The sequence below is a fragment of the Rathayibacter sp. AY1A5 genome, assembly GCF_002930875.1.
Taxonomy (GTDB): domain Bacteria; phylum Actinomycetota; class Actinomycetes; order Actinomycetales; family Microbacteriaceae; genus Rathayibacter.
In genome coordinates this window covers 73208-95036 of record NZ_PSTM01000003.1, presented here as the reverse complement: position 1 = coordinate 95036, position 21829 = coordinate 73208, and the positions used below count along the sequence as shown (strand labels likewise).

Here is a 21829-nt window from a genome sequence, read left to right as displayed (position 1 = left end):
GCCTACGACTCCGGCACGACGAGGTCGAGCTCTCCCGTGTGCCGGTTCTCGGCGAGCAGGAACCCGCGCCCGGCCGCCCACGCCGAGAGCTCGCCGAGCGACTCCGTCGCCACCCGGTCCTCCGCCAGCGCCCTGACGAAGCGTCCCTTGCCCTGCTTGTTGAAGTGGTTCAGCGACCGGAGGACGCCGTCGGCCCCGCGCGAGCGGACGCGGACGAAGAACCGCCCCTCGCCCGCAGGGACCGGTCCGAGCGCCGCGTACGCCTCGCTCCGCAGATCGAGGACGAGCCCGTCGAGCGCGCTCAGCACCCGCCCGGCCTCCGCCGCCCACCACCGCTTGAGCGGTCTGCCCGGCACACGGGAGTCGTGGGACAGACGGTATGCAGGGATCAGGTCGAGGGCGCGGATCGGCCCCCAGAGCGCGGACTGCACGATCGCCGTCCGACCGAGCACCTCCCGTGCACCGGAATCGAGGCTGCGCGCGTCGAGCGCATCGAAGAGCACCCCGTCGAAGCGGTCGACCGCGGGGAGGCCTGCCGCGGTCGCGAGCCCCGCGTTGCGATCGATCTCGCCGAGCTGACGCGGACCGAGCTTCAGCGCCCGGGCAGAGAGCTCGGGGTCCCCGGCCAGCGCGATCAGCGCCTCCGCCAGCTCGCGCCGCTTCGCGTGGAGCTCGGGGAAGGCGAGCGACTCGAGCACGAACGGCTCGTCGCCGCCGTCGCGCTTCGTCTCGGACGGTGGCAGCAGGACGTGCACAGGACTCCTTCGGAGAAGAGGGACGGGCGGCACGACGAAGGGGCCGGACGATCGCGATGATCGTCCGGCCCCTCCGTGCCGCGGTGAGCGGCGGTGTACTAGACCAGCGATGCCTGACGGGCGACCACGGTCACCACGTCGTTCTCGACGGACAGGAAGCCGTCGTCGGCCTGCGCGGTGAGACGCGTGCCGTCCAGGGCCGTGACGCGCACCTCGCCGGTGGCGAGGATCGCGAGCATCGGCTCGTGGCCGGCGAGGATGCCGATCTCGCCCTCGACCGTGCGAGCCGTGAGCTGCTTCGCCTCTCCGGACCACACCTCGGCGTTCGCGGACACGACGCTGACCTTCAGGGTCCCGGCCATGATCAGCCGTTCTCCTTCTGGATCTGGGTCCACTTCTCCTCGACGTCCGAGATCGAGCCGACGTTGAAGAACGCCTGCTCGGCCACGTGGTCGAACTCGCCCTTGGTGATCGCGTCGAACGACTCGATCGTGTCCTTCAGCGGGACGGTCGATCCCTCGACACCGGTGAACTTCTTCGCCATGTAGGTGTTCTGCGAGAGGAACTGCTGGATCCGGCGCGCACGCGACACCGTGATCTTGTCCTCCTCCGACAGCTCGTCGACACCGAGGATCGCGATGATCTCCTGCAGCTCCTTGTTCTTCTGCAGGATCTGCTTCACGTTCGTCGCCACGCGGTAGTGGTCGGCGCCCAGGTAGCGGGGGTCGAGGATTCGCGAGGTGGACGTGAGCGGGTCGACGGCCGGGTAGAGGCCCTTCGACGCGATCTCACGGGAGAGCTCGGTGGTCGCGTCGAGGTGGGCGAAGGTGGTCGCCGGCGCCGGGTCGGTGTAGTCGTCGGCGGGGACGTAGATCGCCTGCAGCGAGGTGATCGAGTGTCCGCGCGTCGAGGTGATGCGCTCCTGGAGCACACCCATCTCGTCGGCGAGGTTCGGCTGGTAGCCCACCGCGGAGGGCATGCGGCCCAGCAGGGTCGACACCTCCGAGCCGGCCTGCGTGAAGCGGAAGATGTTGTCGATGAAGAGCAGCACGTCCTGCTTCTGCACATCGCGGAAGTACTCCGCCATGGTCAGGGCCGATAGGGCGACGCGCAGACGCGTTCCCGGCGGCTCGTCCATCTGGCCGAAGACGAGAGCGGTCTTGTCGAAGACGCCCGCCTCCTCCATCTCGGCGATGAGGTCGTTGCCCTCACGGGTGCGCTCGCCGACGCCGGCGAACACGGACACTCCACCGTGGTCCTGCGCGACGCGCTGGATCATCTCCTGGATGAGGACGGTCTTGCCGACGCCCGCGCCGCCGAACAGGCCGATCTTGCCGCCCTGTACGTACGGAGTGAGCAGGTCGATGACCTTGATGCCGGTCTCGAACAGCTCGGTCTTGGACTCGAGCTGGTCGAACTGCGGGGGCTTGCGGTGGATCGGCCAGCGCTCGGTGATCTCGAACGACTCTCCGTTGATCTTCCCGTCGGCGTCGGCGTTGAGCACCTCGCCGATCACGTTGAAGACCTTGCCCTTGGTCACGTCGCCGACCGGGACCGAGATCGGCAGGCCGGTGTCGTGGACCTCCTGGCCGCGGACGAGTCCGTCGGTGGGGTTCAGGGAGATGGCCCGGACGAGGTCGTCGCCCAGGTGCTGCGCGACCTCGAAGGTCAGCTTGCTCGAGACGCCCTCGACCTCGACGTGCGTGTAGAGCGCGTTGTAGACCTCGGGGATCGCGTCGTGGGGGAACTCGATGTCAACGACGGGGCCGGTGACGCGGGCGATGCGGCCGATGGCCCCGCCCGACGTCCCGGTCGCCGCCTCAGGTGCGGTCAGTGTCATTGCTACTTCCTTCTGTGGTCTCACCGCTCCCGGAGGGCGGAGTCGAAACTGTGTGGAGCGGAGCCCTCTTACTTGGAGGAGGACAGGGCGTCGGCGCCGCCGACGATCTCGGCGATCTGCTGCGTGATCTCGGTCTGGCGGGCGTTGTTGGCGAGACGCGTGTAGGTCTTGATCAGCGTGTCCGCGTTGTCGCTCGCCGACTTCATGGCCTTCTGGCGTGCCGCGTGCTCCGAGGCCGCCGACTGCAGCATCGCGTTGAAGATGCGGCTCTCGACGTACACGGGCAGGAGGCGGTCGAGGACCGTCTCGGGGTCGGGCTCGAACTCGTAGAGCGGGTACAGCTCGCTGTTCTGCTCCTCGGCGCCCTCGACGACCTCGAGCGGCAGCAGCCGGACGACGGTCGGCTGCTGGGTGACCATGCTGACGAAGCGGTTGTAGACGAGGTGGATCTCGTCCACGCCGCCCTCCTCGTCATCGAGGTTGTACGACTCGACGACCGCGTCCGCGATCTCCTTCGCCGTCTCGAACACGGGCTGGTCGGTGCCGCCTGTCCAGACGCGGACGCTGGCCCGCTTCCGGAACGAGAAGTACGCGTTCGCCTTGCGGCCGACCAGGTAGAAGACGACCTCCTTGCCCTCGCTGCGCAGCAGCGCGGCCAGCTCCTCGGCCTCCTTGAGCACGCTCGAGGAGAACGCGCCGGCGAGGCCGCGGTCGGAGGTGAAGATCACGATCGCGGCCGTGTCCAGCTTCTCGCGCTCGGTCGTGAGCGGGTGCTCCACGTTCGAGTAGGTCGCGACAGCGGACACGGCGCGCGTGATCGCGTTCGAGTAAGGCGCCGCGGCAGCGACGCGGTTCTGCGCCTTCTGGATGCGCGAGGCCGAGATCAGCTCCATGGCCCGAGTGATCTTCTTGGTCGTCTGGGCCGAGCGGATCTTCGACCGGTAGACCCGGAGTTGCGCTCCCATGTGTCTCCTGTTGTCCTAAAAGTGGCGAATCGTCGGGGTGCCGCTGGTCAGCGACGGCCCTTGACGATCTTCTCCTGGCCGACCTCGTCGGCCGCGATGGCCTGGTGCTCCTCGCGCCCGACCGAGGCGAGCGGCTTGCCCTCACCGGTCTGGAACTCCAGCTTGAAGCCGTCGACGGCACGGTTGAGCTCGGCGACGGTGTCGTCGGAGAGCACGTTGGTGTCGCGGAGGGTGTTCAGCACCTGGGTGTTGCGGCCCAGGTAGTCCAGGAGCTCGCGCTCGAAGCGCAGCACGTCGGGGACCGGGACCTCGTCGAGCTTGCCGTTCGTTCCGGCCCAGATCGAGACGACCTGCTCCTCGACGGGGTACGGCGAGTACTGCGGCTGCTTGAGCAGCTCGGTCAGGCGGGCGCCGCGGGCGAGCTGACGGCGCGAGGCGGCGTCGAGGTCGGAGGCGAACATCGCGAAGGCCTCGAGCGAGCGGTACTGCGCCAGCTCGAGCTTCAGCGTGCCGGAGACCTTCTTGATCGACTTGACCTGCGCGTCGCCGCCGACCCGCGAGACCGAGATGCCCACGTCGACCGCGGGACGCTGGTTGGCGTTGAAGAGGTCGGACTGGAGGAAGATCTGGCCGTCGGTGATCGAGATCACGTTGGTCGGGATGTAGGCCGAGACGTCGTTGGCCTTGGTCTCGATGATCGGGAGACCGGTCATCGAGCCGGCGCCGAGCTCGTCGGACAGCTTCGCGCAGCGCTCCAGCAGACGGGAGTGCAGGTAGAAGACGTCACCCGGGTACGCCTCGCGTCCCGGCGGGCGGCGCAGGAGGAGCGACACGGCGCGGTAGGCCTCGGCCTGCTTCGACAGGTCGTCGAAGATGATCAGGACGTGCTTGCCGCCGTACATCCAGTGCTGGCCGATGGCCGAGCCGGTGTAGGGGGCGAGGTACTTGAAGCCGGCGGGGTCGGAGGCCGGGGACGCGACGATGGTCGTGTACTCCATCGCTCCGGCGTCCTCGAGCGCGCCCTTCACCGAGGCGATGGTCGAGCCCTTCTGGCCGATCGCGACGTAGATGCAGCGGACCTGCTTGTTCGTGTCGCCCGACTCCCAGTTGGCCTTCTGGTTGATGATCGTGTCGATCGCGATGGCCGTCTTGCCGGTCTGGCGGTCCCCGATGATGAGCTGGCGCTGGCCGCGGCCGACCGGGATCATCGCGTCGATGGCCTTGATGCCGGTCTGCAGCGGCTCGTGGACCGACTTGCGCGACATGACGCCGGGAGCCTGGAGCTCGAGGGCGCGGCGGCCCTCGGAGGCGATCTCGCCGAGTCCGTCGATCGGGTTGCCGAGCGGGTCGACGACGCGCCCGAGGTAGCCGTCGCCGACGGGGACCGAGAGGACCTCGCCGGTGCGGGTGACCTCCATGCCCTCCTCGATGCCGGAGAACTCGCCGAGGACGACGACGCCGATCTCGTTCTCGTCGAGGTTCTGGGCCAGGCCCAGGACGCCGTTGGAGAAGCGGATGAGCTCGTTGGCCATGACGCCGGGGAGGCCCTCGACGTGGGCGATGCCGTCGGCGGCGTCGATGACGTAGCCGACCTCGGTGGTGGAGGCCTTGCCCGGCTCGTACGACGAGACGAAGTCCTTCAGCGCGTCGCGGATCTCATCCGGGCTGATGGTGATATCTGCCATGGGAATTCCTATTCGTTGGGTCCGTGCGAGCCGAAGAGGTCGTCGGGGCCTGACCTGGATGGTGCGGGGGTCGAGGGCAGTGCCCTCTGAGGATACGTGCGCCCGTCAGGACGCGAGCTGGAGCTTCAGGTCGGACAGCCGTGCGGAGACGGTTCCGTCGATGACCTCGTCGCCGACGTGCAGGCGCATCCCGCCCAGGAGGGAGGGATCGACCACGACGTTGACGGAGACCGGTCGGCTGTACTGGCGCGTGAGCGCCGAGCGGAGCCGGTCGAGCTGCTCGGGGGCGATCGGTGCGGCGACCGAGACCGTGGCGAGGATGAACCCGCCCTGGTCGGCGACCACGCCTGCTGCGAAGCGGACGAGCTCCGGGATGCGGCGACCGCGCGGGTGCGCGATCAGCTGCCGGAGGATCGCCAGCGTCTCGGCCGCGGCCTTGCCCTCGAGGAGGCGCTGCACGAGCGCGACCTTCGAGTCGGCGGCGGCGAGCTTGCTGCCGAGCGCGAGCTCGAGCTGGGCGTCGGAGGCGACGACCTCGCCGAAGGAGTGGAGCTCCTTCTCGAGGTTGACGCCCTCCGGAGCGGAGGACGCGATCGCGCGGACCCCGACCTCCTCGACCCCGGCGACCATGTCGCTCGGGCTCGACCAGCGGTGGCCGACGATCACGGTGAGCAGGCGCTTGGCCGGCTCGCCGAAGGGACCGAACACGCGGGCGACGAGAGCCTGCTTGCTGCTCGAGTCGGCGCTCGGGTCGGCGAGGGCCGCGCGCAGCTGCGCCTGGCCGTCGATGACCCGTGCGGCCTCGAAGAGCTGCTGGGCCGTGTCGAGGGACGCCTGACCGGCGAGGGCGGAGAGCTCCGCCTTCGCCGATGCGAGTGCCTGCCTGGACGCGCTGCCCATCAGTTGTTCGCCTTCTCCGAGGCCTCGAGGTCGGCGAGGAAGCGGTCCACGATCGCGGACGCCTTCGCGTCGTCGTTGAGGCTCTCGCCGATCACGCCGGAGGCGAGGTCGATGGCGAGGGTTCCGACTTCGGAGCGGAGCGAGACCACGGCGGCCTGACGGTCCGCCTCGATCTGAGCGTGCGCGTTGTGGAGGATGCGCTCGGCCTCGACCTGCGCCTGCTCCTTCTTCGCCGCCACGATCGCGTTGCCGTCGGCGTTCGCCTTCTCACGGATCACTCCGGCCTCGGCGCGGGCCTCGGCCAGCTGGGCGGTGTACTTCTCGAGGGCGGCCTCGGCCTGTCGCTGGGCCTCGTCGGCCTTCGCGATGTTCCCCTCGATCGCGGCGGAGCGCGCGTCGAGCATCTTCTGCAGGCGCGGCAGGACCAGCCTCCAGAAGAAGAACAGCAGGATGAGGAAGATCACCCCCGACCAGAAGAAGTCGTAGAACTCCGGGATCAGAATGACCGCGGGGACGTCACCTTCTTCCGCAGCGATGTTCACAGCGGTGCTGAACACGACTACGCCGCGAAGATGAAGTAGGTGGCGAGGCCGATGAGCGCGAGCACCTCGGTGAACGCGATGCCGAGGAACATCGTGGTCTGGAGGCGGCCGGCCATCTCGGGCTGGCGCGCCATGGCCTCGACGGTCTTGCCCGCGACGATGCCGACACCGATGCCGGGGCCGATCGCTGCGAGGCCGTAACCGACCGTCGCGATGTTGCCGGTGAGTTCGGCGAGAACGGTGACTGAGTCCACGAGTGGGTCCTTTCAGTGGGGTGATCGTGAGAACGGGCGGGAGCCCGTGAGTAGTGGGGTCAGTGCTCCTCGGCGACGGCCAACTGGATGTAGACCGCAGCGAGGAGGGTGAAGATGTAGGCCTGCAGCACGGCGACGAGGAGCTCGAAGAGCGTGAACGCACCGCCGAAGGCGAAGGTCACGACGCCGAAGAGCTTGAAGCCCGGGTCGATCTGGGAGCTGAAGAGGAAGAACTGCGTGGCCGAGAAGCACAGCACCAGCAGGAGGTGGCCGACGATCATGTTCATCACGAGCCGCAGTGCGAGCGAGAGCGGACGGATGATGAACGTCTGCAGCAGCTCGATCGGCGTGAGGATGAAGTAGATCAGGAACGGCGCTCCGGGCGGGAACAGGGCGTTCTTGAAGAAGCCCATCCCCCGGTCCTTGATGCCCGCGTAGATGAACGTCACGTAGGCGACCAGGCCGAGGAAGAGCGGCATGCCCACCACGGAGGTCCCCGCGATGTTCAGGAACGGGACGATGCCGGTCAGGTTCATCGAGATGATCGCGAAGAAGATCGTCACGAGGATCGGGAGGAACCGGCGCGCGTCCTTCTCGCCGAGGATGTCCTTGGCGATGGTGACGCGGACGAAGTCGAACGCGAGCTCGACGACGTTCTGGAAGCGGCCGGGGACGAGGCGCAGCTTGCGCGTCCCGAGCCAGAAGAACAGCATCAGTGCGATGACCGCGATGAAGCGGACCAGCATGACGCGGTTGATCTCGAAAGGGGTTCCCTCGAAGAGGAAACCGGGCGGGAAGAACTCGGAGATCGACGGGGTGTGGAAGTCACTCTCACCGGTCGAGGACGAGACCAACAGGGTCACAGCGTTAGCAAACAGCGCTAGCTCCTGGAATTCGGGGCGTGGCACGTTGCAGCCGACCGAATCGAATCATTCGGACGCAACGCTCTCGCGACGACGAAAGGTGGGGTTTTCCGCTCGGACGGCGATCGTGCTCGACGACCGCCATCAACGATGAGACGATCTGAGGACACGTTCGCCTGCGGGATTCGTCCCTACTGTAGCAACAGAACGGCCTGAGAGCCGAATCGTGGTCCTCTCAGGAACCGTTCGGCTCGTCCTCATCGAGCGATGTCGCTGACGTTCGGCATGCGCGAGCGCGAGACGACGAGGACGTCGATCACCAGGGACCCCAGGACGGCGACGATGATCGTGACGAACATCGCGGTGCTGTTCAGCCACGGCTGATCGCGCAGGACCAGGGCGGCGATCACGAACAGCACGAACTTGGCGAGCCACGTGCCGAGGACGACGGCGAAGAATCCGCCGATGTCGAGGCGGTTGGCGACGAGGATGCTCGCGGCGGTGAGGAGCACCATCACGCCGCCGACGATCGCGCCGAGGAGGGCTCCGATCGCGCCCTCTCCCCCGGCGGCGATCCCGCCGACGACGGTGCCGAGAACGGCCAGGGCGAGCACGAAGAGGCCGCCCACGACCAGCGCGCGGCGCAGGACGGGGACGGACGCGGGCTGCGGACGGGGGGTGGCCGGGGAGACTCCGGTCATGATGCTTCCTTCCGCGCCGTGGTCGGCGCTGTCGTGTCCCGGTCGATCGGGAGTCCGGCCGGCGGACGGAGCAGCTCCGTCGAGGACGCGCGGTCGAGGGGGTCGAGGACGGGTGAGGCCTCCGCGGACTGCGCCGCCGCCTCGAGCCGCTTGCGGCGGCTGAGCGGGGCGAGCGTGACGACGGTGCAGACCAGCAGACCGACTCCGAGGAAGACGAGCGGGACCCACAGCACGTCGACCACGAACATCAGCAGGCAGCTGACGGCGACGACGGCGGTCCACGCGTAGAAGATCAGCACGGCGTGCAGGTGGGAGTGCCCCATGTCGAGCAGGCGGTGGTGCAGGTGCTTCCGGTCGGCGCTGAACGGCGATTTGCCCGCGCGCAGGCGCCTGATCACGGCGAGGCCGAAGTCCATCAGCGGCACCACGAGGATCGCGAACGGCAGGATGATCGGGATGAACGCGGGCAGGAGCTCCTTCGCCGCGAGCTGGGCCGGGTCGATCTGGCCGGTGACCGCGATCGCGGAGGTGGCCATCAGCATCCCGATCAGCAGTGCGCCGCTGTCGCCCATGAACATCCGCGCCGGACGCCAGTTGATGGGGAGGAATCCGGCGCAGGCGCCGACGAGCAGGACCGCGATGAGCGAGGCCAGGTTGAAGTAGTCGGTGGGCGAGGTCTGCTGCACCAGCAGGTAGCTGTAGAGGAAGAAGACCCCGTTGGCGATCAGGGCGACGCCCGCCACGAGGCCGTCGAGGCCGTCGATGAAGTTGAGAGCGTTGGTGACCAGGACGATCGCGAGCACGGTGATGATCAGCGACATCCACGGCGAGCCGACGGTCAGGCCGCCGATCGGCAGGGAGACGATCTGCACGCCCTTCCAGGCGATCAGGCCGGCGGCGATCAGCTGACCGGCCAGCTTCGTGGTCCAGTCCAGGTCCCAGATGTCGTCGGCGACGCCGATGAGGACGATGAGCAGGCTCGCGCCGAGGATCGCGAGAATCGGCTCGGGATTGGCGAACACCAGCCGGAAGTAGGGCAGCTGGGAGGCGATGCCGAAGCCGACGAGGATCCCGAGGAACATCGCGATGCCGCCCAGGCGGGGGGTCGGCCGCGTGTGCATGTCCCTGACGCGGATCTTCGGGTAGAGCCGGTACTTCAGGCTCAGCTTCCAGATGACCCACGACAGCGCTCCGGTCACGAGCGCGACCGCGAGCGAGACGAGGGCGAAGGTGATCACCGGTTACTCACCCGGAGCGGAGTCGGTGCGGGCGGCGCCGGTGCCGGTGTTGGGCGTCGGCGCGTTCGTGCTCGACGAACCCGTGTCCGGCGCATCGGCGGAATCGACGGGAGCGGAGTCGTCCTGCAGGCGGGCACCGGAGGCCCAGTCGGGGCGCGCTGTCGGGGTCCGCTCGAAGGCGTACGGGTCGCTGCCGGTCGCGGTCTCGGCGGGCTCCTGCTGGTCCCCGGCCTGCGCCGCGCCGACCGTGGAGGCGTCGGGCTCCGACGTCTCGGCGCGGGGCGCGTCCGGATCCGGCAGCAGGTCGCCGACGACCTCGCGGATCCGCTCGGCCGACACGACGCCCTGGCGCAGGATGCGCAGGGTGCCGCCCTCGAAGCTCAGCGCTGTCGCATCGACGATCGTCGAGGACTCGCTGGCGCCCGCGGGGCGGTCGCTGTAGCGCGATCCGGCGGCGCCGGCGTCGAGATAGACGTCGACGGAGTCGCCGAGCTGGTCGAACGCCTCCTGTGCGGTCGTGGCCGAGGGCTGCCCCGTGCGGTTGGCGGAGGAAACCGCCAGCGGACCGGTCTCGGCGAGGAGCTCGATCGTCACCGGGTTGTCCGGCATGCGCAGCGCCACGGTCCCGCGCGTCTCGCCCAGGTCCCAGACCAGGGAGGGCTGGGCGTGCAGGACGATGGTGAGCCCGCCGGGCCAGAACTCGCGCGCGAGGTCGCGCACCGCCTCCGGCACGTTCTCGGCGAGGGCGTCGAGGGCGGCCACGTCCCCGATCAGGACGGGCGGCGGCGACTGCCTCGTCCGTCCCTTCGCGTCGAGCAGGCGCTGGACCGCGGCGGCGTCGAACGCGTTGGCCGCGACGCCGTAGACGGTGTCGGTGGGGATCACCACGAGCTCGCCGCGGCCGATGGCCGTCCGCGCGAGACGGGTGCCGGTCAGGAGGTCCGTGTCGACGGAGCAGTCGTAGATGCGTGCCATAACGGGTCGATGATACCGGCGCGGTCCGTGTCCGGACCGGCTGCGGCGCGGCGGTCGCGTCAGCGCCGCCCGAGGCCGGGGCTCGGCGGCCGTCGCAGCGGCGCCCGACCCGCGCCGGCCGAGGCCGCCGGAGCGCTTCCGTGAGGCACTCGGCCCGGCGTGGCGGGCGCCTCCGCCGACAGGACGCCCACGAGCGCCACGGAGACGGCGAGCGTCGCGAGCGAGTGCTGATCGCCGAACCAGGTGGTGTTGTCGGCCATCCCGTGCAGGAACGTCCAGAGGACGGCGACGGCGAGCGCCCCGACGGCGACGGCCTCGTTCCGGGCGACCCGGAGGAGCAGGCGCACGACGGCGATGGTGGCGAGGAGGAGGAACGCGAGGACGGGGAGCGCGATCAGGAGCCCGCCGTTGGTCCACGCGGTGACGAGGAGGTTGTGAGGCGGGCGCGGCTCGCTGTGCTGGGTGAACTGCGACCCGCGCGCCAGCCACAGCTCCTGCCATCCGCCGTACCCCAGCCCCAGCAGCCAGTTGTCGGGGAACGCACTCGCAGCCAGGCGCAGGAAGTCGCCGCGGGCCCCGAGCGTGAGCACGCCCGCCTCCGCCAGCTGCGGGAAGGACACGGCGACGGCGTATACGGCCGTGATCCCGGAGGGGATGGTGATCATCCAGGCGACCGGACCGAGGCTGCGTCCCTTGAGTCCGCGGATCGCGGCGACCAGCAGGGGCAGGACGATCGCGAGGACGATCGCGGTCTTGGACAGCGTGAAGAGGGCGCCGACCAGCCCGGCGACGGCGACGAGCAGGAGGAGACTCCCCCGCTGCCGTCTCCAGACGGCGAAGGCCAGCGCGCCGGTCGTGGCCATGTACATCGAGGCGATGTTGCCGTTGAGGAAGAACCCTCCCGACTTCTCCTGCAGGACGTTGTTGAAGGACGTCGTGAAGATGTCCCGCACGTAGATGTCGGAGAACAGCACCGCTTCCGGCCACCGGAGGTAGGCGGTCTCCTGCACGGGATCGAGCTGGAAGAGGATCGTGAGCGTCACCTGGAGGAGGAACACGGGCGCCGCCCAGTTGAGGGCGCGGCCGACGACACGCCAGGCGCCGTCGCCGAGCCCGCGGACGGCCAGGTACGGAGTGAGGAAGGAGACGACGGAGACCACGTCGCGCAGCGCGGCCGCGCGTGCTCCGGAGTAGGTGAGCGCGAAGAGGGTGCCGGCGATCACGAGGAGGACCACGACCACGAACCGGTCGATCCGCCCGCCGCGCAGCCGCGCCACGGAGTACGGGAGGAAGAGCAGGCTCCAGGCGACCGGAGCGGTGACGGGGCCCAGGGTGTAGAGCTGCACGACGCTCAGCGCCAGGAGCACCGCAAGGAAGACGAGGACGATCCGCTCGTGCCGCCGCTGAGCGGGATCCGCCGGCGCGCGCGACGGCCGCCCGCGGGTCTCCGGAGCGTCGGTGACGCGGGTCGCGGCGATGACGGAGGGACGAGAGGCGGTCGGGCGGCGGAGGAGGGCGTCGTCGGCGTGGCGGCCCATGTCAGAGCCGTTCCGCGGAGGTGCTGGTGGCGGCCTCCGTCTGGCGGAGCGGAGGAGCGGCGCGCCGATTCCGGGACGACGGGCCGACCTCTCGCGGCGGGAGGGTCGTCCGCGGGCGCCGGTCCGGGGCGGGAGGCGGATCGAGCAGCACGGGAGAGGCGGTGGCGTCGGCGGACGCGGGCGGGAGAGGGGATGCAGGTGGCATGTCGCGCCGACACTAATCGCGCGGCACGAGCCTCGACGGGCTTGGCGCGGAACGTCGATCCGCGTGCGCGCGGCGGCCCCGCGCCTCAGCCACGGGGGTCTGCCAGCAGCTCGTCCGCGCGGCGGGCGATGCCCGGCCAGCCGAAGTCCGCCGCTCGGCGCCGCGACGCCGCAGCGACCTCCGCGCGTCGCCGGGGATCGCGCAGCGAGGCGATGAGGGCGGGGAGCTCCGCGAGGACGGCGTCCGCGACCTCCTCCTCCGTGCCCGGCGGGACGAGGACGGATCCGTCGACCACTCCGTCGGAGGTGCGCAGGATCTCGGGGAGGCCTCCGCGCTCGACCGTCACGACGGGGATCCCCCGCGAGAGCGCCTCCACCACCACCATCCCGAACGGCTCGTCCCAGCGGCAGGGGTAGAGCAGGAGCGCCGAGGAGCCGAACAGCTCCAGCAGGTCCTCGTGCCGGAGGAACGGGAGCCGGCGCACGACGCCGGGCAGGGCGGCGACAGCCTCGTCGAGCGCTCGGACGTACGGGGTGGGCGTCGCGTCGTCCCCGAGGCCCGATGCGCCGGCGATGACCAGCCGCAGATCGGCGCCGTGCTCGGTCCGCATCCGCCTCACGATCTCGACGGCCTCGCGGGCTCCCTTCTCGGCCACCAGCCTCCCGGCGAAGACCGCCTCCGCAGTACCGCCGAGCGGCGCCGGCGGGACCTCGGGCGGAGGGACGACCCCGTTGTACAGGACGGCTGTGGCGATCAGGCCGTACCGGTCGACCGCCCGGGCGCGCAGGAACTCGCTGCAGAAGATCCACTCGTCGACCGCGTCGAGGTAGCGCCGGGCAGCGGCGGGATCGGGTGGCAGGTGATCGAGCAGGTCGTTGTGCAGGTGTGCGACGATCCGCCCCCGGTAGCCCAGGCGGCGCAGGCGCACGGCGTAGCGGGGGCGGTTGTGGATCCAGACCGTCGGGACACGGCGCAGCGACGGAGCGAGCACCAGCAGCCAGAAGCGCCCGCCGAAGGACAGCCGGCGCAGCTCGGCGCCCGGGTCGCTGTCGCGCCGATGCGCCAGGAGGAGTGCCGCGCGCCGCTGAACCGCGTAGATCCGCCGGTACAGACGATGGGGCCTGACGTCCACGCCCGGTGACGCCGACGACCACGGCGCGTGCACGGCGATCCGGAGCGAGGACCGGGACACCGTCTCGCGGACCCAGGTCGCCACGGCTCCCCCGCTGCCGTCGAAGCGCTCCTCGGCGGCCAGCACCACGGCGACCTCGACCGGGGCGGCGGAGCCGAGCCGGAGCCGGGCGGGCAGTCGCGACAGGACGAGCGATCGCGCCTCGGCGATGTCGCGGCCCGGCGCCAGGAGGGCGGTCGCTCCCAGCACGAGGCCCGCGAGCGCCAGCTCCACCGGGAGCAGCCGCAGGGGCGCGCCCTCGGGGAGCAGGCGGAGCAGGAGCAGCACGATCGCCATCGGTGCGGCGAGCAGCGGCCCCGCGGCGCACGCGCGCAGGAACGCGCCGAGGCGCACTCCGAGCACCACCCGCAGCACGGCGCAGGTGACGGCGAAGCCGAGAGCGCTCGAGAGCAGCAGCCCGCCGATCAAGCCGTCGAGTCCGAACAGCACTCCCCCGCCGACGATCATCGGGACCGTGATCGCGGTCTTCACGATGTTCACGACCAGCCCGAACCGCACCCGGTCCATCGCCATCAGGATGAAGCCGACCGGATTGCCGATCGCCCGCACCGCGCCCACCACCGTCAGTGCGCTCGTCATGCCCGCGATCCAGCCCCAGCCGGGTCCGTAGAACAGCCGCACGATCTCCTCGGAGCGCAGCGCCACCAGCATCAGCGGCGGGATGCTCGCCATGCTGAGCACCGCGGTGACGCGGAGGTGGTTCCGCGCGACGCGCTCACGGTCGTGCTGGATCGAGGAGAACACCGGGAACATCACCCGCGTCACGATCGGGTTGACCCTCGCGGGGAGGTTCACGGCGAGGTTGTATCCCAGGGTGTACCCGCCCAGCTGGGCCGGTCCGAGCAGGCGGCCGATCGCGAGCGAGCCGGCGTTCGAGCCCAGGTAGTTGACGATGCCGTCGAGGGTCTGGAAGACGCCGAAGGAGAGGAAGCGGGCGGTCTCGCGGATCCGGAACCGGAACCGCAGCCGGAACCAGCGGCGGGCCTGCACGAGGGCGAGCACGGAGCGCAGAGCCGCGGTCGCGACGAGCCCCCACGCATAGGAGAGCGCCCCCGCGCCCGAGACCGCGAGGCAGACCGTCACGGCGAAGCCGCCGACGAGAGCGGTCGTCTCGGACACGGCGACCGCTCGGAACCGGATCCCCTTCTCGAGCACCGCTCTCGGCACCTGCCCGGCTGCGCTGCCCACGAACACGAGCGAGGCGACGCTGAGGACCGGCGCCGCGGCGGCGGACCCGAGCAGGGAGGCGATCGGTGCGGCGCCCAGGAGGACGGCGACGGTGACCAGGAGCCCGACGGAGAGGTTGAGCCAGAAGACCGACGAGAGCTCGAAGCTGGTCGCCCGCCGGCGCTGGATGATCGCCTGGGCGACCCCCATGCCGAGGAAGATGTCGACGAACGCGTTGAGCAGGGCGACGATCGCGATGATCCCCATCTCGGAGGGGTCCAGCAGTCTCGCCAGGAGCGCGAACTGCCCGAGCTGCACGACGAGCGCGACGGCGAACGAGACCGCCGTCCAGGCGGTCGCGTCGACGGTGCTCCGGCGCAGGCTCACCTCTCCCGCCCGGCGGAGGCTGGACGGAGGCCCGGTCGCGGATCGTCGGCGCGGTGCTCGGCGCGGCTCATCCGCGATCTCCGTCCGTCGTCGTCGGCATCGATCGGCCGGCCGCCCGGTCGTAGAGGTCCTCGAGGTCGCGGATCCGCTCGGCGAGGTCGAACGAGGCGAGCACGCGCTCCCGCCCCTCCGCGCCCATCCGCTCCGCGCGGTCCGGGTCCCGGAGCAGGGCGGCGAGCGCCCCGGTCAGGCCGGGCACGTCCCCCTCCGGGACGAGCAGCCCGGTGACGCCGTCCTGGACCGCCTCCGGGACGCCGCCGTGGCGGTACGAGACGACAGGGACGCCTGCGAGCGCGGCCTCGAGGAAGACCATGCCGAAGCCCTCGGAGTCGCCTGTCGCCGCGGTCCGCGACGGTGCGCAGAAGACCGCGGCGCCGGCGAGGATGCGGGCGACCTCGGCGGGGGGCAGGGAGCCGGTGAAGGTCACCTGCAGGCCCAGCCGCGCCGCCTGCTCGACGAGCGCCCCCCGCAGGTGGCCGTCGCCGACGACGGTCAGGGGGACGTCGCGGATCGGTCCGGGGAGGGCGGCGACCGCCTCGAGCAGATCCGGAACGCCCTTCTTGTCGGTGAGGCGTCCGACGAAGACGATTCCCGCGCGCTCCGCAGCCGGTGCGGCCTCGGGGCGGGAGGTCGGGACGCCGATGTAGCCCACTCCGGTGCGCCGCGGGTCCGCCCCCAGGCGCAGGAGCCCGTCGGTGATGAAGCGGGAGACCCCGATCACCGCGAGCGCGGTGCGGAAGACGGCGCGGGCCTCGAGGGCGCGGTGAGCTCGGGCGAGGGGGCGGAGCAGGCGCGGAGCTCCGGTCGCGAGCGGCCAGCTGGTCACGTCGTAGCCGTGCCCCGTCACGACGAGCGGGAGGCGCCTCCTCCGTGCGTACCGCGCGATGAAGACGGCGTCGATGAGGAAGTGCGCATGGATGAGGGCGGGCCGGTGCTCATCGACGATCGCGTCGAGCCGTCGTGACACTCCGAGCCACCGCAGGAGGAGGGACCGCCGCCCGCGAGGGGTGATCGGATCGTGCAGGACGATGTCCGTGCGGTCGTGGAGGACGCCCGAGCCGGTGCGCTCGAGGCCCACTCCGAGGGCGCGCCAGCGCTCGAGTCCGTGCATCTGATTGCGGACGAACGTCTCGGAGTCCTGCAGCCACGCGCGCTTCCAGACCAGGACCAGCGGCCTCTCGCCGGCGACGCCGCCCGCGTGCTCAGCGGACGGCACGGCGCACCCGGTAGCGGAGGGCCGCGACCACGCTCGGCAGCACCCGCACGGCGTCGCCCAGATAGCGCCGCCAGAGCCTGCCGGGCTCCCGGCTGAGCCGGTGCGCCCACTCGAGGCCGAGGCGCTGCACCACGAGCGGCGCCCGCGGGATCTCGCCGGCGAGGAAGTCCACGGCGGCGCCGACGCCGAGGCACACCGCTCCCGTGCCGCCGACGGCGAGCAGGCGCTCGCGAACCTCCTCCTGCTTGGGGGAGCCGAGGCAGAGCGCGACGATGCGGACGTCGGCCGTGCGCAGAGTCGAGGAGAGGCGGGCGAGGTAGGCGTTGTCCGCGAGCTCGGCCGGCTCCGGCGAGACGACGACCGGAACCTGGAGCCCGGCGAAGCGCTGCTGCAGCTCGGCGGCTGCGCGATCGCCGACTCCGGGGCGTCCGCCGATGAGAGCGATCGGCGCGCCCTCGAGCGCCGCGCGACGGCAGACCTCGGTGAAGAGGTCGATGCCCGTCACGCGGCTCGCCGTGCGGTGACCGTACGAGCGGGCCAGCCAGACCAGAGGCGCCCCGTCGAGCACCACGAGGGACGCCCGGCCGTAGTACCGCCGGAACTCGCCGGAGTGCTTCCAGCGCACGAAGTGGTCGGTGTTCGGCGTGACGACCAGCTCGTCGCGGCCGCTCCGGGACAGCTCGAGCACGGCCTCCGCCGCCTCGTCGAGCGTGGTGATGCTGGCCGGCATCCGCTCGATGCGGCCGGTGATGTAGGAGGTCATGCCGGTGCTCCTCGGGGGTCGGTGCGGGAGGGAGGGAACGGAGCTGGTGTGCGGAAGGGGCCGGTCGCGGCCGCCTGCACGGGGACGGTCACGTCGTCCACCGGGTGCTCCTCCGATCGGAGAGCCGGCGGCGGGTGTCGTGCACGGCGTAGAGGATCCGGCTGAGCGCCGTGAAGGCGGCGGGGACGTGCTTGAGCACCAGCCCCAGGACGAGCAGCCGCGGCGACCGCGCGGAGCGGAGCACGCGGACGTCGCGCAGCGCCTCGGACCCGAGCCGGACGCCGGTCTCGACGAGCGCCGCGTCGGAGTTCTGGCGGATCGGGGTGAGCGCGACGGGGACGGCGTAGAACCAGGTCGTGAACCAGTCCGACAGCGGGCGCGGCACCTCCTCGAACGTTCGGGCGAGCGCCGCGCGCATCTCCTCGGCGCAGACCAGGAGGTTCCGGAGGTCCGGGTCGCGCCGACGGGTGATCGAGGACGCCGTGTGGACGTAGGAGTAGAGGATCTCCGGCACGAAGAGCACCCGTTCCGACGCCTGGACCGCCCGCAGCACGCCGACGAAGTCGGACTGGGAGCTCAAGCGCGGGAAGAGCTCCTCCTGCAGGACGGCGCGGCGGAAGAGCTTGTTCCAGAGGAAGCCGTGCAGGCGCCCGGACGCCATCCGCTCGAGAGCGAGTTCGGACGAGACCAGTTCGCGCCGGTCGAGCCCGTCGATCACGCGTCCGGAGGTCGACTGCCGGGTGCGGTAGAGCGCCCGGCAGACGACGACGTCGGCCGCCGTCCGCTCGGCCTCGGCGGTGAGGGTCCGGAGGATCTCCGTGTCCCATTCGTCGTCGACGTCCACGAACCAGACGAACTCGGAGTCGATGCCGTCGAGGGCGCGGTTCCGGGCGGCAGCGACGCCGCCGTTCTGCTCGAGGAGCAGGACCCGGGCGTCCTCGCGTCCCTCGGCCCACTTCTCGAGCACCTCCGCCGTGCCGTCCGAGGACGCGTCGTCGACGAGGACGACCCGCATCCCCGGTCCGAGAGTGAGTGCGAGCCGCGCGAGGAAGCCGTCGAGCCGGGCGATCGCGTTGTAGCAGGGAGCCACGACGGTCACCGAGTGCACGCCCCCGCTCACCGTCGGCCCCCGAGCTCGCGGTAGGCGGCGACGACGGGTCCGAAGACGGCGTCGGGTGAGGCGGCCTCGTCCACCCACGCCTTCGCGCGGTCGGCCTGCATCAGGAGCCCCTCGGGTCGCTCCAGAGCGGCGGCGAGGAGCTCGGCGATCCGCTCCCCGTCGGCGTCGGCGGGGAGCAGGAGGCCCCGACCGTCGGCGAGCAGCTCGCCCACACCGCCGACGTCGGTCGCCACGACCGGGCGACGGCGGGCCATCGCCTCCAGCATCACGAGCGGAGTCCCCTCCCACCGCGAGGTCGACAGGAGGAGGTGCGCCGCGTCCAGCGCTCCGGTCACGTCCGCCGACGGACCGGCGAAGTCGACCACTCCGGCTCCCCGGGCGCGCTCGCGCAGCACCGGCAGCATCGGACCGTTGCCGAGCCAGGTGCCGGTGACGGGCCGGACCCGGGCGAGGGCCTCGACGGCCGCGAGGAAGCGGACCGGGTCCTTCTGCTCCGCGAGCCGCCCGATGCCGAGGACGCGGACGACCGGCTCGGCGAGTTCCGGCGCGCTCGCGGGCTCCGCGGTGACGTTCGCCGGGGCGTTGCCGGTGACCACGACGCGATCCTGCGGGCGGCCGTAGCCCTCGACGACCATCCGCCCCACGGAGGCGGAGACGGCGAACACCCGCCGGGAGCGGAAGGAGAGCGCTCGCCTGTCGATCCCGGGCAGCTCGGTGTGCGCGTGCTCGACCACGGGGACACCGAGCGCGGCGCCGATGAGGAGGGCCAGCAGAGCCTCGCGGCGCTGGTGGGCGTGCAGGATGTGCGGGCGGAACCGGCGGACGGCGAGAGCGAGGCCGCGGAAATCGGCGGCGAAGCCCTGTCTCGGTCTCGGCACCACGAAGACGGGCGACTCCTGCGCGGCGCGGTCGCTGAGCGGCCCGGGACGCCCCCAGTAGGCGGTCTCGCAGCCGTGCTCGCGGCTCCACGCGCCCAGGGAGAGGGCCACACGCTGCGCTCCGCCGTCCTCGAAGGAGTCGAGGACGTGCAGGATCCGCAGGGATCGGGAACGGGCGGCCCTCATGAGAGCGCCCCGTCGGGAACCGCGCCCGGGAAGCGGACGTCGAGTTCGGCCAGGACGGCGTCGACGTCGCGGCCCATCGTCCCGCGGTCGACATCGTAGTGATCGGCGAGGAGGTCGACGACCTCGTCCCGGGGTCGGCGCTGCCGGATCACGGCCTCGAAGACCGAGGCGGCGCTCAGCGAGAGCACGATCGGGGGCACCGACGGGCGGGACAGGTCGAGCACGTAGACCTGACGGTCCGTGCGCTCGACGGCGAAGCGCTGGGCCGGCGGCGCGCTGCCACCCTGCGCCCCGGCGGAGGCCTCCACCGGATGCACGGCGCTCGCCGCGGGATCGGACGAGGCCGGGAGGTCGCTCACCGGCGCCGTGGTCGCCGCGATCGCATCGAACGAGGACGCCGGGCCCTGCTCCTCGCTGCGGCCGCTCAGCGCCACCCTGGCGAAACCGGTGAGGGCGGAGGGGAGGCCTCGGAGCGCCCGCAGGGTCCGCTCCCCCCGGAGCCGGAGCCGACGTCGGATCGTCGTCGCCTCGGGATGGCTCGCCTCGAGATCCGCGCGGGTGGGGAAGGCGGCTCTCAGCAGCAGGCCTCCCTTCAGGCGCCAGGGAGCGGACGCCACGGCGTGCAGCCAGTTGAAGGTGTGCCGGTCGGAGCTGCGGCGCACGTCCCAGAGAGTCTGGGCGTGCCGGTAGCGCTCCTCAGGCGCGGCGGGGACTCCCCAGGAGGTGAGGAGCTCCGTCATCGGCGTCTGCGCGCCGAGCTCGACGGCCGCGTCGCGGATCGCCTCGCGCTCCTCGCTCGGAAGGCCGGCGGCGTGCGCCTTCAGAACCGCCAGCGCCGTGGTCGCCGAGGCGGAGCGCGCGCTGCGCAGCTGGTGCAGGGCGTGCAGCACGAGGTGGTGCGCGCGCCCGGGGATCCGCAGGGTCTCGTCGCTCAGCGGCAGATCCTCGGCGGCCGCCCAGAGGCGGTCGAAGACGATCCGCTCCTCCTCGAAGGCACCCGGGAAGGAGCGGTGGACGTCGACGTCGCACGGCCACGAGGGGTGGACGAGCGTGATCGAGTGGTCGACGAAGAGCGTCCAGCTGAGAGCCTCGGCGCGGCGGCGCCAGCCCATCGAGGCGAGCAGCCCGAGAGCCTCGTCGAAGCGCTCGGGGTCGACCCAGATGTCGACGTCGGCCGACCTCATCGGGGCGCGGATCCCCTGGCGGTGCAGACCCTCGCCCTTCACCACGAGGCTGCGGACGCCGTGCGTCCGCAGGGTGTACTGCACCAGCACGGCGGCCAGGCGCAGGGCGACGGCGTTCGGCAGCATCGCGTCGGCGGAGGCGCCGACAGTCGGGACCGGTTCAGGCGACACGGACGCGTCCCTCCGCGAGGGCGAGGATCTCCTCGGCCGCGACGGACCACGAGCGCTCCCGCGCGAGCTCGGAGGCCCCCCGGGAGAGAGCCGTCCACTCGCGTCGGAGCCGGCGGAGGGCGTCCTCGTACTCCTCGCGCGTCGCGTCGTCGGAGAGGACCACGCCCGCCCCCGCCGCGCAGAGATCGGCCAGGACGCTCGACTCGATCGCGAGGACCGGCAGCCCGCTCGCCAGCGCGTCGAGTCCGGCGGCCGCGCCGGTCGTCGACGGCGTCAGATGGGCGTACGCGTGGGAGTGGCGGAGCACCTCGACGACGCCGTCGCGGTCCTGCTCGCCGACGGAGCGCAGCCCCGATGCGAGGTCGTCGGAGATCCCGCCGCCGTCGTCGATCACGGTGACGTACTCGGTGCCGTCCAGCCGGGCGAGGAGATCGAGCCGCTCGGTGCCCCCGTCGAGACCGGAGGCTCCCACGGCGGCGAAGCGGAGGGGCCCGTCGGGGGCGGACGGCGTCGGGAACGACGCGTCCGGCAGGCCCAGGGGCACGACCGTTCCCGCGAGGGCTGACGCGAGCCGCTCCGTCGGGGTGACGACGACAGCACCGCGGCGCTCCTCCTCGAACCGGAGGCGCGGGAGTGCCGGGAGGTCGTCGGCCAGGAGGACGGTCGTCGGAGCGAGCCCGGCGAGCTCCACGGCCGTCCCCGGGAGAGCCACCACGAGGTCGGGCCGCTCCGGGGCGAGCAGTCGGCGGGCCCGGCGCGTGACGACGGCGAGCCCGACGGACCCGGCGCCCCTCCGGCCGGCGGGCTCGAGGAAGCGGGCGAGCACGCTGGGGCGGAGCTCCGCCCCGCTGAACCCCTCCGGGTCACCGGTCACCACGACCACGCGGTGCCCCTGGCGGCGCCAGGCGCGCTCGAGCGGAGCCGCGTGCCAGGCGTCGAGGGCGACGATCCCGATGGTCAGCACGGGCGGACTCCCCCCGTCAGGGGGGATCGGCGGCAGGGACCGGGAGACGGGAGGAGCGCGGAGTCCCGCTGGTCGATGAC

20 protein-coding genes are annotated in these 21829 nt (G+C 71.5%); all 20 read right to left on the bottom strand.

The annotated features are described in order from the left end of the window. Nucleotides 1-2: 2 nt before the first annotated feature. Nucleotides 3-755: a YaaA family protein gene (locus C5B98_RS02860; protein WP_104266966.1), complete on the bottom strand. Its 753-nt coding sequence runs from the start codon at nucleotides 753-755 to the stop codon at nucleotides 3-5. A gap of 98 nt (nucleotides 756-853) precedes the next feature. Continuing rightward, a complete protein-coding gene (locus C5B98_RS02855) occupies nucleotides 854-1117 on the bottom strand; it encodes a F0F1 ATP synthase subunit epsilon (RefSeq protein ID WP_104223026.1) in 264 nt (87 codons plus the stop codon). Between the two features lie 2 nt (nucleotides 1118-1119). Continuing rightward, a complete protein-coding gene (atpD, locus tag C5B98_RS02850) occupies nucleotides 1120-2595 on the bottom strand; it encodes a F0F1 ATP synthase subunit beta (RefSeq protein WP_104223025.1) in 1476 nt (491 codons plus the stop codon). 68 nt (nucleotides 2596-2663) lie between these two features. Then, nucleotides 2664-3560: a F0F1 ATP synthase subunit gamma gene (locus C5B98_RS02845; protein WP_104223024.1), complete on the bottom strand. Its 897-nt coding sequence runs from the start codon at nucleotides 3558-3560 to the stop codon at nucleotides 2664-2666. A 47-nt stretch (nucleotides 3561-3607) separates the two neighbouring features. Next, nucleotides 3608-5245 (bottom strand): F0F1 ATP synthase subunit alpha, encoded by a 1638-nt coding sequence (gene atpA, locus C5B98_RS02840; RefSeq protein WP_104223023.1) that lies wholly within the window; start codon nucleotides 5243-5245, stop codon nucleotides 3608-3610. 105 nt (nucleotides 5246-5350) lie between these two features. Next, complete coding sequence (locus tag C5B98_RS02835; protein WP_104232703.1) at nucleotides 5351-6145, bottom strand: F0F1 ATP synthase subunit delta; 795 nt, start codon at nucleotides 6143-6145, stop codon at nucleotides 5351-5353. Continuing rightward, nucleotides 6145-6702, bottom strand: coding sequence for a F0F1 ATP synthase subunit B (locus C5B98_RS02830; protein ID WP_244229449.1), 558 nt, complete (start codon nucleotides 6700-6702; stop codon nucleotides 6145-6147). The genes C5B98_RS02835 and C5B98_RS02830 overlap by 1 nt, the downstream gene beginning before the upstream one ends. A gap of 2 nt (nucleotides 6703-6704) precedes the next feature. Then, nucleotides 6705-6941, bottom strand: a complete 237-nt coding sequence (locus tag C5B98_RS02825; RefSeq protein ID WP_055794702.1) for an ATP synthase F0 subunit C — start codon at nucleotides 6939-6941, stop codon at nucleotides 6705-6707. Nucleotides 6942-7000: 59 nt separating this feature from the next. Then, on the bottom strand, nucleotides 7001-7804 hold the full coding sequence (gene atpB, locus C5B98_RS02820; protein WP_068254016.1) for a F0F1 ATP synthase subunit A: 804 nt from the start codon (nucleotides 7802-7804) through the stop codon (nucleotides 7001-7003). 257 nt (nucleotides 7805-8061) lie between these two features. Then, complete coding sequence (locus C5B98_RS02815) at nucleotides 8062-8505, bottom strand: hypothetical protein (RefSeq protein WP_104327274.1); 444 nt, start codon at nucleotides 8503-8505, stop codon at nucleotides 8062-8064. Then, nucleotides 8502-9743 (bottom strand): MraY family glycosyltransferase, encoded by a 1242-nt coding sequence (locus C5B98_RS02810; protein ID WP_181065442.1) that lies wholly within the window; start codon nucleotides 9741-9743, stop codon nucleotides 8502-8504. The genes C5B98_RS02815 and C5B98_RS02810 overlap by 4 nt, the downstream gene beginning before the upstream one ends. 3 nt (nucleotides 9744-9746) lie before the next feature. Further along, the gene (locus tag C5B98_RS02805) at nucleotides 9747-10718 is read right to left on the bottom strand and encodes an L-threonylcarbamoyladenylate synthase (RefSeq protein ID WP_104323882.1); all 972 of its coding nucleotides are present in this window, start codon (nucleotides 10716-10718) and stop codon (nucleotides 9747-9749) included. A 59-nt stretch (nucleotides 10719-10777) separates the two neighbouring features. Beyond that, nucleotides 10778-12256: an O-antigen ligase gene (locus C5B98_RS02800; RefSeq protein ID WP_104327273.1), complete on the bottom strand. Its 1479-nt coding sequence runs from the start codon at nucleotides 12254-12256 to the stop codon at nucleotides 10778-10780. Between the two features lie 290 nt (nucleotides 12257-12546). Beyond that, entirely contained in the window at nucleotides 12547-15207 is a 2661-nt protein-coding gene (locus C5B98_RS02795; protein WP_104327272.1) for an MOP flippase family protein, read from the bottom strand. Nucleotides 15208-15274: 67 nt separating this feature from the next. After that, nucleotides 15275-16483, bottom strand: a complete 1209-nt coding sequence (locus tag C5B98_RS02790; protein WP_104327271.1) for a glycosyltransferase — start codon at nucleotides 16481-16483, stop codon at nucleotides 15275-15277. Continuing rightward, on the bottom strand, nucleotides 16470-17246 hold the full coding sequence (locus tag C5B98_RS02785) for a WecB/TagA/CpsF family glycosyltransferase (RefSeq protein WP_104327270.1): 777 nt from the start codon (nucleotides 17244-17246) through the stop codon (nucleotides 16470-16472). Before C5B98_RS02785 ends, C5B98_RS02790 begins: the two co-directional genes overlap by 14 nt. An 88-nt stretch (nucleotides 17247-17334) precedes the next feature. Then, on the bottom strand, nucleotides 17335-18354 hold the full coding sequence (locus tag C5B98_RS02780; protein WP_181065441.1) for a glycosyltransferase family 2 protein: 1020 nt from the start codon (nucleotides 18352-18354) through the stop codon (nucleotides 17335-17337). Between the two features lie 8 nt (nucleotides 18355-18362). Further along, the gene (locus C5B98_RS02775; RefSeq protein WP_104327269.1) at nucleotides 18363-19430 is read right to left on the bottom strand and encodes a glycosyltransferase family 4 protein; all 1068 of its coding nucleotides are present in this window, start codon (nucleotides 19428-19430) and stop codon (nucleotides 18363-18365) included. Beyond that, complete coding sequence (locus C5B98_RS02770; RefSeq protein ID WP_104327268.1) at nucleotides 19427-20785, bottom strand: PqqD family peptide modification chaperone; 1359 nt, start codon at nucleotides 20783-20785, stop codon at nucleotides 19427-19429. The genes C5B98_RS02775 and C5B98_RS02770 overlap by 4 nt, the downstream gene beginning before the upstream one ends. After that, a complete protein-coding gene (locus C5B98_RS02765) occupies nucleotides 20775-21749 on the bottom strand; it encodes a hypothetical protein (protein ID WP_104327267.1) in 975 nt (324 codons plus the stop codon). Before C5B98_RS02765 ends, C5B98_RS02770 begins: the two co-directional genes overlap by 11 nt. Between the last annotated feature and the right edge of the window lie 80 nt (nucleotides 21750-21829).